The sequence below is a fragment of the Microbulbifer sp. MI-G genome, from assembly GCF_030440425.1.
Classification (GTDB): Bacteria; Pseudomonadota; Gammaproteobacteria; order Pseudomonadales; family Cellvibrionaceae; genus Microbulbifer; species Microbulbifer spongiae.
Map to the genome: position 1 here is coordinate 1979232 of NZ_CP098023.1, position 14162 is coordinate 1993393.

Annotated in this window: 6 protein-coding genes, 1 pseudogene and 1 other annotated feature; of the genes and pseudogenes, 1 reads left to right on the forward strand and 6 read right to left on the reverse strand. The window is 58.4% G+C overall.

Going from position 1 to position 14162, the window contains the following annotated elements:
* Positions 1-24: 24 nt before the first annotated feature.
* Positions 25-1179: an acyl-CoA dehydrogenase family protein gene (locus tag M8T91_RS08420; RefSeq protein WP_301418699.1), complete on the reverse strand. Its 1155-nt coding sequence runs from the start codon at positions 1177-1179 to the stop codon at positions 25-27.
* A 306-nt stretch (positions 1180-1485) separates the two neighbouring features.
* A complete protein-coding gene (locus M8T91_RS08425) occupies positions 1486-2001 on the reverse strand; it encodes an Lrp/AsnC ligand binding domain-containing protein (protein WP_301418700.1) in 516 nt (171 codons plus the stop codon).
* A gap of 140 nt (positions 2002-2141) precedes the next feature.
* Between M8T91_RS08425 and putA the strand changes: the two genes are divergently transcribed.
* The gene (gene putA / locus M8T91_RS08430; RefSeq protein ID WP_301418701.1) at positions 2142-5288 is read left to right on the forward strand and encodes a bifunctional proline dehydrogenase/L-glutamate gamma-semialdehyde dehydrogenase PutA; all 3147 of its coding nucleotides are present in this window, start codon (positions 2142-2144) and stop codon (positions 5286-5288) included.
* 228 nt (positions 5289-5516) lie between these two features.
* Here the strand turns inward: putA and M8T91_RS08435 are convergent.
* The 4 genes and pseudogenes from M8T91_RS08435 to M8T91_RS08450 all read right to left on the reverse strand — a co-directional run bounded on the left by M8T91_RS08435 (position 5517) and on the right by M8T91_RS08450 (position 14075).
* Positions 5517-6463, reverse strand: a pseudogene (locus tag M8T91_RS08435) (IS3 family transposase).
* Positions 6069-6185: a sequence feature (AL1L pseudoknot), on the reverse strand. Its footprint overlaps the pseudogene before it by 117 nt.
* A gap of 52 nt (positions 6464-6515) precedes the next feature.
* Positions 6516-7601, reverse strand: coding sequence for a 3-deoxy-7-phosphoheptulonate synthase (locus tag M8T91_RS08440; RefSeq protein WP_301418702.1), 1086 nt, complete (start codon positions 7599-7601; stop codon positions 6516-6518).
* Positions 7602-7920: 319 nt separating this feature from the next.
* Positions 7921-11379: a UvrD-helicase domain-containing protein gene (locus M8T91_RS08445; protein WP_301418704.1), complete on the reverse strand. Its 3459-nt coding sequence runs from the start codon at positions 11377-11379 to the stop codon at positions 7921-7923.
* Positions 11376-14075, reverse strand: a complete 2700-nt coding sequence (locus M8T91_RS08450) for a PD-(D/E)XK nuclease family protein (protein WP_301418706.1) — start codon at positions 14073-14075, stop codon at positions 11376-11378. The genes M8T91_RS08445 and M8T91_RS08450 overlap by 4 nt, the downstream gene beginning before the upstream one ends.
* Between the last annotated feature and the right edge of the window lie 87 nt (positions 14076-14162).

Below are 14162 nucleotides of genomic sequence, written 5' to 3' on the forward strand. Positions count from 1 at the left end.
TTGCCACTTTAACCTGATATCAGGTTAGCGCACATTGAGTAAATGGCGTGCGATAATCAGGCGCTGGATTTCGCTGGTGCCTTCGTAGATCGTTGTGATACGCACATCGCGACTCATGCGTTCCAGGGGGTATTCACGGGTGTAACCCACGCCCCCGTGAATCTGCAGTGCCAGATAGCAGGCTTCGTTGGCTTTTTCACTGGCAAACAGCTTGCCCATGGAAGCCGCTGGACCAAAGGGCATCTCCGCATCTTTCTGCCAGGCCGCCTGTAGCAGCAGCAGGCGTGCACCTTCCAGTTCGGTATATTTGTCCGCCAGTTGCCATTGCAGCCCCTGGAATTGTGCCAATTTCCTGCCAAATTGCTCCCGCTCATGCATGTAAGCACGGGCACAGTCCAGGGCTTCCAGGCCGATACCGAGCGCCAGGGCACCAATACCAATACGCCCCCCGGCAAGTTCCCCTGCAGCGATGCGGAAACCGCGATGCTCTTCACCCAATAGGTTGTCGGCGGGAATACGGCAATGATCGAAAGAGACCTCGTTGGTGACAGAGGCCTTCTGTCCCATCTTCTCTTCGGCCTTGCCGATAATCAGACCCGGGGTGCCTGCCTCCACCAGAAAGCAGGAAATCCCCTTGCCCTTTGCCGCGCTGGGGTCAGTTACCGCCCAGACAACAAAGACACCCGCAAACTCAGCACTACTGATAAACAGTTTGCTGCCGTTTAATACATATTCATCGCCTTCCTTCACGGCCCGGGTGCGCATGGCCGCGGCATCTGAGCCGGAACCCGGTTCTGTCAGACAAAAGGAACCCGCCGGGTATTCGCCGCTACAAAGCTTCGGGAGGTACTTTTGTCGTTGCGCTTCATTTCCAACTGCCTGGATAACTTCGGCCACCATATTGGTGACAGAGGTGGTGGTTGCCGTAGAGGCACAGCCGCGCGCCAGTTCGGTAATGGCCAGGCAGAAAGCGATAGTTCCTGCGCCAGTGCCGCCATACTCCGGATCTACATTGATGCCCATAAAGCCCAGTTCGGCCAGCTGTTTGAGTTTTTTCAACAGCAACTGGCGGTTACCGGTTCTGTCAAGTTCAGCGGCGATCGGTTTCAGTTCGCTTTCGGCAAACTGTTTCGCTGCTTCCTGAATCATCTGCTGTTCTTCACTCAGTGAAAAATCCATACCGTACCTGCTTTATGGTTATCGCGGTCAGCTCGGCCATATGGGGCGCGCCCAACCTGTGCCAAGGATAATGAAACTCCGGCCAATAATGATTGCCAATTTGTCTTATTCAGGAAAGAAATTCGCAATCGATGGTAAGGGTAGTGCAACAGAGGCGTCAATCGGCACCGGCACAGATCCTGATTGCGCAGTGCATAGGGTTTCCGGTGGTGGCGCTCTCATTGGTTAGGCTAACTTGTTGGCCGGATTCAGTTTTCAATGGCCCGGTATCCGGCACCACCAGGTCCATATGGGTCAGCAGTGCACTTACACGGAACGCCGGCCAGATTTGGTCTTGGGCTCGGGGTCCGGTACGGCTACGGCAGTATCCGTCTTGACTTCTTCCATCACCACATAAGTGTGGGTTTCGCGTACACCTGGCAGTGAGGCAAGCTTTTCGCCAAGAAAGCGGCGATACCCGAGCATGTCCTTAATACGAATTTTCACAAGATAGTCAAAACCACCTGCAACCATATGGCACTCCTGCACTTCCTCCAGACCGGCTACGTGCTGGTTAAAGGCTTCCAAGGCTTCGGAGGCGGTGTTATTCAGTGTGACCTGAATATAGACAACCAGGCCGGCATGGACCTTAAGGGGGTCCAGCAATGCGACATAGTCCCGGATAAAGCCTTCCCGCTCCAGGCGCTTGACTCGCTCCAGGCAGGGGGTGGGGCTGAGATTCACCCTGCGTGCCAGTTCTACATTCGGTAGGCGTCCATGGCGTTGCAGAATGCGCAGTATTTGGCGATCAATACGATCGAGATCTTCCAACTGTCGAGACATTGCAAAATACCCTGCTGGTAATCACGCAATTAGGCGTTATATTTAACCACAACCTGCGCCAAAATGGCGATTAATTCTAAACATTTTCCCACATAATCCGGTCTTTTATGCTGACCGTGGATATAGGCTTGGGAGGTGATATGTCGACAAGCTTCGCCGGAGATCTACACACTGCCCGGAAACGGATACACCAGTATTTGCATGCCGACGAAAACCACTGCGTAAGTGAACTCCTGGCCGGGCCCCGCCCAAATGACGCCCTGCGCAAGAGAATCCTGAGCAACTCCCGCGAGCTGGTGCGCCACTCGCGCAAACAGCGTAGCAAACGCGGTACTCTGGACGCGTTCCTGCAGCAGTTCGGCCTTTCTAACAAGGAAGGCGTGGCCTTGATGTGTCTGGCGGAGTCTTTACTTCGGGTTCCCGATGCGGATACTGCCGACAAACTGATTGCAGAGAAAGTGCATTCCGGCAACTGGGCCAGCCATCGTGGCCAATCTGACTCCCTGTTTGTGAACGCCTCCACCTGGGGTTTAATGCTCACCGGCAGTGTTGTTGAGCTGGATGCGGATATCACCGAGCAACCATCGCACTGGATGAAACGCCTGATCAGCCGCATCGGTGAGCCGATGGTGCGAACTTCCATGATGCAGGCCATGAGGATCATGGGGGGCCAGTATGTTCTGGGGCGCACCATCGAAGAGGCACTGAAGCGTGGGCCCAGGGAAAACCTGCCGGGCACCCGCTTCTCATTTGACATGCTCGGCGAAGGAGCGCGCACCATGGCCGACGCCCAGCGCTATTTCGATGCCTATAGGATGGCGATTGAAGCGATTGGCAAAAGCAACACCAAGTGCGATGTGGTAGAAACCAATGGAATTTCCATCAAATTGTCCGCCCTGCATCCCCGATACACCGCCCTCCAGCGTGAACGTGTCATGGGCGAACTGCTGCCCCAGGTGAAGCGCCTGTGTGTGGCCGCAGCCAAATACGGGATGGGCCTGAATATCGATGCGGAAGAGGCCGAGCGCCTTGAGATTTCTCTGGATATTTTTGAGGCACTGGCGCGAGACCCGGAACTGAAAGACTGGCAGGGGCTGGGCTTTGTTTTGCAGGCCTACCAGAAACGCGCACCATACGTGGCTGACTGGCTGATTGCACTGGGCCGCGATACTGGCCGCAAACTGATGGTGCGACTGGTAAAAGGTGCCTACTGGGACAGCGAGATCAAGCATGCACAGCAACTGGGTCTCACTGATTACCCGGTGTATACCCGCAAGTGCCATACCGACCTGTCTTATCAGGTATGCGCGAAGAAATTGCTGGACGCCGGCAGCGCCATCTACCCCCAGTTCGCCACCCATAATGCCTATACTGTGGGCCTGGTTCTGGCGCTGGCCGGTGACCGTACCGATTTTGAATTCCAGCGTCTGCACGGCATGGGCCATCTACTGTATGCGCAGATTGAAGTGGTCCACGGCCAAGGTGTGCCGGTGCGGGTTTATGCACCCGTGGGTGCACACCGCGACCTGTTGCCTTATCTGGTGCGCCGCCTCCTCGAAAATGGGGCCAACAGTTCATTTGTAAACCGTTTTATGGATGAGGAAACCCCGGTTGAGGCGCTGGTGCAGGATACCCTCGAGCTGAGTGAGGCCTGCACCCCCTATCGCCACCCGCAAATTCCGGTACCCGAAGATATTTATATGGGCGCAGAAGCCCTGCCAAGAAAAAACGCACACGGCATTGAATTGACCGACTCCCTTGCAGTTGCGCCTTTGATGGAAGCACTGGAAAACCAGCGCGGCAAACACTTCCTCGGCGGCCCTATCATAGATGGTGTTATGGGCAATGCGGAAGAACCGGTTTATAACCCCGCTACCGGCGAAGTGATTGGCCACACGGCCAATACCGACAAACACCTGATCGAGCAAGCCTACACTTCCGCGACTGAAGCGCAGATCGGCTGGGATCGCCTGGGCGGCAGCCAGCGTGCGGATATTCTGGACAGAGTCGCTGACTTCTATGAAAAGAAAGCCAGTGAACTTGCCACCATTATCTGCCTGGAAGCGGGGCGCACCCTCAATGACGGCATCAGTGAAGTGCGTGAAGCGGTGGATTTCTGTCGCTACTACGCCAATGCCGCCCGCCAGTATTTCAGTGATCCCACCGAGCTGCCCGGCCCAACCGGTGAGCAGAACCAGCTGTACCTGGGTGGTTGCGGTGTATTTGTAGCGATCAGTCCCTGGAACTTTCCTCTGGCTATCTTTACCGGTCAGGTGGTTGCCGCTCTGGCAGCGGGCAATGCGGTACTGGCTAAGCCCGCTGAGCAGACGCCGATTATCGCTGCCCACGCTGTGCGCATGATGCTCGATGCCGGTGTGCCGGCGAAAGTGCTGCACCTCATTACCGGCAGCGGCGCTGCCGTGGGTAAACTGCTGATCGAAGATCCGCGTCTGGGCGGTGTGGCCTTTACCGGCTCCACCGAAACCGCACGGCTGATTAACCAGCAGCTGGCCGCCAAGGAGGGCCCGATTGTACCGCTGATCGCAGAAACCGGAGGTCAGAATGTCATGATTGTGGACTCCACTGCCCTGCCGGAGCAGGTTGTAGACGACGTGATACAGTCCGCCTTTCTCAGTGCTGGCCAACGCTGCTCCGCTCTGCGTATTCTCTGTGTACAGGATGTCATCGCCGACAATCTGCTGACTATGCTCAAGGGTGCTTGTGAAGAGTTAACCCTGGGTGATCCCGGTAAACTGGAAACCGATATTGGCCCGGTTATCGACGCAAAAGCACAGGGCATGCTGGAGGCGCACCGTGAACGCATGAGCAGGGAAGCCAAGCCACTATTTACTTTTGACGAAGATAAAGTACCTGATAAAGGCACGTTCTTTGGTCCGCAAGTTGTGGAAATCGAGGATTTCTCCATACTTAAGCGCGAGGTGTTCGGCCCTTTCCTGCATGTGATACGTTTTAAGGCGGAGGAACTGGATGAGGTCATCCGCCGTATCAACGCCACCGGCTACGGCCTTACCTTTGGTCTGCATTCGCGCATAGAAGGGCGTGCCCAAGCGGTATTCAAACGTGTGAATGCGGGCAACTGCTATGTGAACCGGGATATGGTGGGTGCAGTCGTGGGGGTAAACCCCTTTGGAGGCCGGGGCCTCTCCGGCACAGGCCCCAAGGCCGGTGGACCACGCTACCTGTTTCGCTTTGGCAGTGAAAAAACCAAGACCATCAATACAGTTGCCACTGGTGGCAATACCCAGTTGTTTACGCTGGGGCAGTGAGCCCAAAAGGGCATGGGCCCCTGTATGTAGCCATTGGTGGCAAGGCCTCATTCACAGTGTCAACCCAGCCAGACGGCCGGGCTGGCAGCTGGTATCCCTGCCAGCTTGTATAAAGCCGGGCTGTGCCGGGTGGCTTTGGGCTTTGATTTCCCGGTTCAAACCTGCCTTCCCGCTACTCTCAATCCATTCTGAACCCCCCTTGGTTTGTCGGAGGCAATTTGATTTGAGTCATGCCGCTTGGGCAGACTCGGTTTGTTGATAATACAGGTTTTCGTATTCGACTGAAGGCATATCGCCAATTGGCCCAAGAATGCGGTGATGGTTAAACCAGTTGACCCAGGTCAAGATTGTATGTTCAACCTCATCCAGCCCTTTCCAGGGACCTGCCCTGTGGATGACCTCCGCCTTGAATAAACCGTTGATGGTTTCTGCCAGTGCGTTGTCGTAGGAGTCGCCGACACTGCCGACTGACGCCTGAAAACCCGCCTCACTAAGCCGCTCGGTATATCGAATCGACAGGTACTGACTACCTCGATCACTGTGATGGGTAACGCCACGGGGCTTACCTCGTGCCCACAGTGCCTGCTCCAGAGCATCAAGCACGATGTCGGTTTGAAGGCTCTTTAACACACGCCAGCCACCAATATAGCGGGAGAATACGTCGACAACGAATGCGACATCAACAAAACCAGACCAAGTTGCAACATAGGTTATGTCGGCCACCCAAAGCTGGTTGGGGTGTTCTGCCGTAAACTAATGCTTGCAGCGGTAAAAGGTCGACGGTGCAATCGGCAGAATCTCACAGATTGACTCGACACCGTGCGCCTCACGCTCCTGGTCAATGAATGCCACCATTACTTCGGTTTGCGGTCGAGCTGCGCCTGGGCGAAAAAAGCGGCAGCCTTGTGCAAGATCTCGTTAGCGCGCTTCAGCTCGCGGACTTCGCGCTCAAGCTCTTTGAGGCGGGCTGCGTCGCTGCTGGTGGTGCCGGGTTTAGTACCATTGTCGACTTCCATCTTGTTGACCCATGATCGTAGGGTCTCGGGTGTGCAGCCGATCTTGGAAGCGATAGATGTGATCGCTGCCCAGCGTGATTGGTGCTCGTGCTCGCCGGTCAACACCATGCGAACTGCACGTTCCCGTACTTCGGGAGAGTATCCAGGTCGTTTGCTCATTGGCTAATTCTCTCAAGAAAGTTAGCCTCCGATGCCTGCATTGCGGGGTAAATCATATACAGAGTCTTTGGTTGCGGGATCTCAGCGGCTCGTGCAATTGTTTCGCCATTCCCAACAGTAGGGATTCGGTGGTTTTCCAGTCGATGCACTTATCGGTTACAGAAACCCCGTATTGCATCTGGTCCAGGTTCGGCAGAAGTTTCTGGTTACCGGCTTTCAGGTTACTCTCTACCATGATGCCGATAATCGACTGGTTGCCGTCGAGAATCTGGTGGGTCACATTGTTCACTACCAATGGCTGCAATTCATGGTTTTTGTTGGAATTGGCGTGGCTGCAATCCACCATGATATTGGGGATGATATTGGCTTTGCGCAGTGCTTGTTCACACATGGTTACGCTGACAGAGTCGTAATTGGGTTTGTTGTTGCCACCCCGCAGCACCATATGGCCGTATTGGTTGCCGCCGGTGTGGATGATGGCGACCTGGCCGCGTTTGTTGATACCCAAAAAGCGGTGTGGATTGGCGACCGATTGCAATGCATTGATGGCCACTTCCAGGCTGCCGTCGGTGCCATTTTTGAATCCCACAGCGGAGGAGAGACCGCTGGCCATTTCCCGGTGAGTCTGGGATTCCGTGGTGCGCGCGCCGATAGCAGACCAGGAAATCAGGTCCTGCAGGTACTGGGGAGAAATAGGATCGAGGGCTTCGGTGGCTGTGGGCAGGCCCAGTTCGGCAATCTCCAGCAGCAGCTTGCGTCCGATATGGAGCCCTTCTTCCATCTTGAAGGAATCATTCAGGTGCGGGTCGTTAATCAGCCCCTTCCAGCCCACTGTGGTGCGGGGCTTCTCAAAATAGACGCGCATCACAATCAGAAGGGTATCGGCGACCTTGTCCGCCACTTCCTTGAGGCGATGGGCATAGTCCAGCGCGGCGTTCACATCGTGGACTGAGCAGGGTCCGATCACCACCATCAGGCGGTGATCTTTGCGGTCCAGAATATTGCGCACTGCGGCGCGCCCTCTGGCAACGGTGGCCTCAGCGGCGTCGCTGATGGGAAGTTCCACCTTGAGGGTTTCCGGGCTGATCAGAACTTCCTGGGAGACAACATTCAAGTCGTCGAACTGCTGTGTGCTCATGGTGCTTACTGGCTACTCTGTTCCCTTGTTGTCCGGCGCAAATACGCGCGCCGATCCCTTATCCTACTGTGCTGCGAAAGCTGGGGCGAGGGTTTCATTTGCAACCAAATACCGGGTGGGCTATCGGAAAATAAGACGGCATTCCCCCTGTAACAGTCTGGCACTTTACCGGGGTTTGGCAGTGATGCCGTGCAAGGGGATGGAACAGGCGGGGAGAGGTGGCGGATAAATCTATAAGCACAGCGGTGAACTGCCACCACCCGGGGGGAGCCGGGAAGTTGTGAGACCTCTCTGGCTGGCTCGCACACCCGCATCGCAGTCAGCCCAGTTCGGCCAGTTGTGGCAGCAGGGGGAAGTAGAGGGCACAGCGAATATTGCGCTCGCCACGGGCATAGAACAGTGTTCGATAGGTTTCCAACTGGGGGCGGTAGTGCTCCAACTGGGCGGCAATAAATGCCGCGCGATCCTCCCCGGTACCGGGCTCGGCGGTCTTGTAGTCCACAATCCAGCGTACACCATGGGCATCGATAAATGTGCGGTCCACGAATGCGCGGCGCAGGTGCCGTCCGCCGCTGTGGAGTTCCAGTTCACTGGCCGCCTCCTGCACCGATGTGCTATCGAGCAGCCAGCGCCCGGTAGGGCAGTTCAGGCTATTGCGCACGGCCACTTCTACTTTTTCGGCAGCAAGGTCCAGGTTACTGCCGCACAGGCCCAGTTGAGACAAACGCAGTCGCCAGAGTGTACGTTGCTGCACGAGGCGTGCCTCGTTCCACCGGGCGATATCTGTCTGTGCAATGGTGGCCAGGGTTTCGTGGGCCACGGTACCGGCGTGGCGCAGCCAGCGCTGGGCAACCTGGCCCAATTGCGGAATATTATCCTCCCCGTGCTCCCCCGGCTGGTAATCGCGCATACGGTACTGCGCCAGCCAGTGCTGTTGCGGTATCGGTTGAGGTTGCCACCGGGCGGGCATGCGCAGCAGGTAATTGTGATTTTGGTTGATAGGGCTTTCGGATTCCGGGGCGGGCTGGGTTTCCAGCCAGTGGCACCAGCGGCTCTCCCGGTTTTGTATCACCGAGGGCCAGATACTGGCGAGCAGTGCGTCGCCTCCCGGCGCCTGCAAGGTCCCTTTCTTTTCATCGCGACTGACGCAGGCAAACAGGTGCAGGGAACGGATGGCGCGGGTACAACCAACGTAGAGCAGGCGTGTGCCCTCCAGGCGTTCGCGTTCACTATTGTCGTACTTGAGGTACTCGTAGAGTGGATCAGTGTCGCCGCGGGCATTGTTCGGAGCCAGCAGGAAACGACTTTCCCCGCTGTGGCTGAGCCACTCGGTCCAGCGCAGCAGCTGGCCGCTACCGGGCCTGTCGCACCGGTCGAGACCGGGTATCAACACATGCTCGAACTCCAGCCCCTTGGATTTGTGGATGGTCATCACCTGTAGGCGGGCATCCCGGGCCGGGCGTGCATACAGCGTATCCAGGGCGTGGGTGAACTGCAGCCAGTCGGAAATGGTACCGCCGCTGTCAAAGCGCTCCAGCAACTGCAGGAAATCCTGCACATTGTCCAAGTCCCTTTTATGTGCCACGGAGGCGGGGCCGCCCAGGGCCAGCCAGAGACCTTCAATCCAGTTGCGCAGGGGTTTGCGGCTGCGCTGCTCCCAGGCCTGCAACAGCTTCCGAGCAACCTGGGCCAGGCGCGCTCGCCCCTCTTCACTGAGCAGGGGGATCTGGTCTGCCTCTCCCAGGGCCAGCAACAGGGGGCGTGCGCTGCTATCGGTGGCCGCGATATCGCCGTTACCCCAGTTGGCCAGAGTAAACAAATCCGGCAGCTGCAGCCCGCACCAGGGTGCGCGCAGCACCGCGAGCCAACTGGTGCGGTCGCTGGGGTCGAGCAGGGCGCGGGTGAGGCTGAGCAGATCCAGTATCACCATTTTACTGGCCAGCGGCGCCAGTTCGGGCGCCTGGAAAGGGATTCCGGCGGCACTCAGGGCCGGCAAAATCTGCTGCAGGTGACTTTTCCTACGCACCAAAATGGCAATGCGTCCCTGCGGGTCGCGGCCCTGCAGGCGCTGAACCAGCTCGGCAGTGTGTACTGCCTCGCTGGTGCGGGCCCGATCATCGATACAGCCGTAGACATTCACTGCAGGACCAGTCCACTCGGTACCCTTGAATGCCCGGGACACGCGGTAGCGCACGGCCCCGCGACCGATATTGTCGGCTTGGGGGAAAGCTTTTGCAAAAACCTCGTTGACCCAGTGTACCAGCGCGTCCTCGGAGCGGAAGTTTACCTGCAGGTCCAGCGCCTCCAGGGCGACTTCGCCAATACCCTGTGCGCGGGCATTCAGGAAGATGCCCACGTTGGCATTGCGGAAGCCGTAACAGGACTGTGCGCCGTCGCCCACAATAAACAATGTGCGGCCGTCACCGGGCTCCCAGCCGGCAGTGAGTTTTTCCAGCAGCTGTAACTGAATTTGTGCGGTGTCCTGAAATTCGTCGACCAGAATATGTCTGGTCTTAAGGTCCAATTTCAGGGCCAGGTCTGTGGGGGCCTCACTATTTCCCAGGGCAGTCAAGGCGGCCTGGGCCACTTCCGCATAGTCGGTGGTGCCGAGTTGCTGGAAGACCAGTTTCAGTTCGGCCACCAGTTTCGGCAGTATTCGGGCGAGTGCCTGCAAGAGCTGCCACTGGCGCTGTTGCAGCCCGGAAGGCAGTTTGCCCATTTCCCTGAGCGCAGCATGCAAGGGCGTATTGTCTGCCATTTCTGTCAGCAATGCCTGCATACGCTGCTTGTATTCTTCCGCCAGCGCGCGTGTCGGGTCGCGCTTGCCCGGCAGGCCGAAGCCGAGTTTTCTGTTGATACCACCGATTTTACGCAGATCCCCGCTGGCGGTGAGCAACAGCCCACCCAGCGCCAGCCAGCTGTGCAGACCGCTGCTGGTGGTAGCGGGCAGTGCAGTGAGTTCTGCACAGTCGCAGAGGGGGTGGGCGGGGTTGTCCCGCTGCAGGTTGTGGGCGGCATAGCGCGCCAGCTCCAGTAATTCGCCCGTGTAGCAGCCAAGTGCGCACTGGAGGCTTCCGAGTCTTTCTGCCACCAGCTCATCAATGACAAAGTGGAAATAGTCCTGGGCATCTTCATGGCGCACGCTGAGCAGGGGCCCCAGCCACTGCTCGCGTTTCTCCAGCAGGAGGCGCAGCAATTTATTCAGTTGGCCCAGATCGTTGTCCAGATGCAACAGCAATTGTTGCAGGTCGCGATCGGGTTGATCACCATCCAGGTGTTTGAGCAGATTCACCACGGCCAGTTCGAAGGGGATACGGGTGTGTTCCAGGGGTTCTCCCGGGGCACCCAAGCCACTCTCGATGGGGAGCTGGCTGGCGAGACTTCGGCACAGACCATCAATGGTCTGTATACGCAGGCGCTGCGGTGTTTGCAGCAGCTGCCAATTGCGTTCGCGATCCCGTTCCAGCAGTGTCCGGGCCAGATCCCAGGTGGCGGCTTCGTGGGCACCTGCCGGCCGTGGATTGTGGTGAGCGCAGTGCAGCGCTTCGAGCAGGCGTGCGCGCATTTCGCCGGCTGCCTTGCGGGTAAAGGTAATCGCCAGTACCTCTTCGGGCTGCTGGCAGGTGGCCAGTAGCTTCAGTATCCGCTGTGTGAGCAGGCCGGTTTTGCCTGAGCCTGCCGGTGCAGAGACGGCAAAGCTACCGGTGATATCCAAGGCGCGGTTGCGAGCTTTGGCATCGATAGGGCTCTGGGTCTGAGCGGTCGCTGTATCGTTCATTCGTATCTCTGCGCCCTTTCGGGCCAGCGGTTGAGGGGCCAGAACTCCGTGGCGTTGTCCGCGGGCCGATCGAAGGTGAGGGCAGCGGCACCGCTGCGGTATTCGCCCGCGAGCGTTTTCAGGTTTTCGCGCCAGTGTGCCACCAGGCTGTTCCAGTTGCCAAAGGCGGTATTCTTCTCAATATCTGCCACGGCCTTGATCCCTGCTATGGGCTGCTCAAGCGCTCCGCAGCCATGCCATTGACAATCGCCACTGCGCACCTGGCCGAAGGTGATAGCACGGGCGCGGGGTTGGATCAGTGCATAGAGTGGCAGCTGGGGTTCGCGAATACGCGGAGTGAGCCAGTCGCGAATAGAGGGGGTGCCGGTCTTGTAATCAATCACCAGCCGCTCTCCGCTGGGCAGTTGATCCAGGCGGTCCAGGCGCAGGTTGAAATGCAGCCCATCAATCTGCACTGCCTGTTCCCACTCAATGGCCTTCACGGAGAAAGCGGGGCGCTGCAATTCTGTGGCCAGCCACTGGTGCATCAGCCGCTGCAGGCGCTGTGCCTCCAGGGCCCAGAAACCACCGGGGAGGTGGTGGTACTTCCGGCGAACACCAGCCAGCGCACGCTCTATGGCATGGGCTATTTGCCCATGGCGCTGCGTTTCATCCATGGCCTGCAGTTGCGCCAGGGTGCCACATCGCTGCCAGAACTCCGCCAGCAGCCTGTGCACTATATTACCCCGCTCGGCCGGGCTCAGGCCGATATCCGGCGTGCTATCCCTGCCAGCACCGAGGCGATAACGCAATTGCGCGTTGAGCGGGCAGAGCGCCTGTGCCTTGAGGACAGAGGCCCCGCCGCGCACCTGCTGGCAGTCTTTTGGTGCCAGAGGGGGGAGCCATGCATCGTCGATTTTTTCCAATGGCACAGCCTTGGCCAATGTTTTGAAGTGGCATTGCAGGGCATCACCGGCAAAGTACTCCGCCGGCTCGGGATGTCCGAACAAACTGCTCAAGCCCTGTTGCGCGCCGTCTTCCTCACAGGCATAACTCACGACAATATCGCCACTGGCATTCAGCAGATCGGTTGTGATTCCCTGCGCCAAAGTCAGTTCCCGCTCTACACTGGAGCGGGGCATTTTCCAGTGCTTTTGCCATTGGATTGGCAGCAGGGGGTTGGGCGCGGGTGTCGGCGGCCACTGCTGTTGGCCGAAGCCCACCAGGCGCAGGTGATCGAAGGCGAGGCCACCGGCTTCCAGCACGCCCAGAATCTGCAGGGGGCCGTCGCGGGTCTCCGCCTGAAACGGTGTGCGTTTGGCGATCTGGTGCAGCAGCTGCAACGCCTGTGCCAGGGTCAGGTCGCCGGCGTAGGCGTTGAGGGCTGCGAGGTTTTCCAGGGTGGTTTCCCAGAGTATCAGTTGTTGGTATTCCTGGCTATTGGGGGTGCGGGTACCGGGCCAGCCGAGATCGGCCAGGGTACTGGACAGACGCTTCGCCCAGATTTCTGCAGGTGCATGCTGCCAGCGGCGGGAGCGTTCGGCAACAAGCGCCAGTTGCCCGGGGAGTCGGGGGGACTGCAGGTGCAGGGTTTCTGCAATGTGCTCCGCCCAGTAGCGCAGGGTAGCGCCATCGATACGGCGCAGCTGCAGCTTTTGCAGGCGCCGATACAGCGCACTGCACAGCCAGGTTTCGCCGCTGCCGCTCCAGAAGGGACAGAACAGTGTATTGCGCAGCGCATCGCAGTCCCATTCATCGCGCAGGAGATCCAGCAACTGCAGGGCCGCACTGCCAACGGGGGTCTGCGCCAGTGGCACACCGGCAGAAAAATTAAAGGGCAGGGTGTAGTGCGGTTGCTGGGGGTCGAGGCACTGAGGCTCCAATACCTGCGAAAAAACCGTTTCCACCCGGGCGCGGCACTGACCCAGGTTATTCACTACGATACCTATACTGTCCCCCGGGTGTTGCGCCAGCATTTGCGCAGCCCAGCGCGCGGCCTGGCACAGTTCTTCTTCGCGATCGGCACAGGCGGCGGCGCGCAGCTGGCTCGACTGCCGGACAGCGGCTGTCTTGTATACCTTATGGGTGGCGGCCCGGATAATCTCCCCGGCCAGCGGCGATATCTGCGTAAATCCGGCCATAGTGATTTGCGGTAGGGGTTTCAGTACCCCCTCCCGCAGTGCGCGCAGGATCAGTTGGTCACGCTGGTCCGGGGTAATGGCGGCATACGTGTGCAGCGTTTCGGCAAAGGCCCTGATCATAGTGCACAGAGGCAGTTCTTCCTCCTGCAGTGACAGGGCAAACTGCTCCATCAACGGAGTGATGGCTTTATCGAATGTCTGGATGTCGGTAACCAGCTGCCACTGTATCAGCTGCGACACAGCGCGATCGGCATCCCGACACAATTGCTGGCGGTTGAGCAGTTGCCGTTTCAGTGACTGGTCCAGAGCGCGGTGCCAGAGCAATTGCCGCTGTTCGCGGTTGAGAACCCGCTTGAGCGCAGGCCGCCAGTGACATTGCTGCAGTTCAAACCAAAGTTTGTCCAGCCAACTTTGCAGGGATTCCACCGGCGGCGGCAGCCAACAGCTGCCGGGCGGTTGCTGCACAGCATAGACCTGCTGGCAGCGATTGCGCAGGCGGTTGTTGGGGGTGAGCAGCAGTCCCCCGGGGGGGAGCTGCGCGAAAATCTCAAGGGCGGGAAATGCCGGTTTCAGCATGGATTTGGGTACCGGTGGGGTCCTGTTATGAAGGGAAACGGTCGCGGTTTGTGCTTACACTGTCAAGGGCATTTGGCGGCGCTGTGA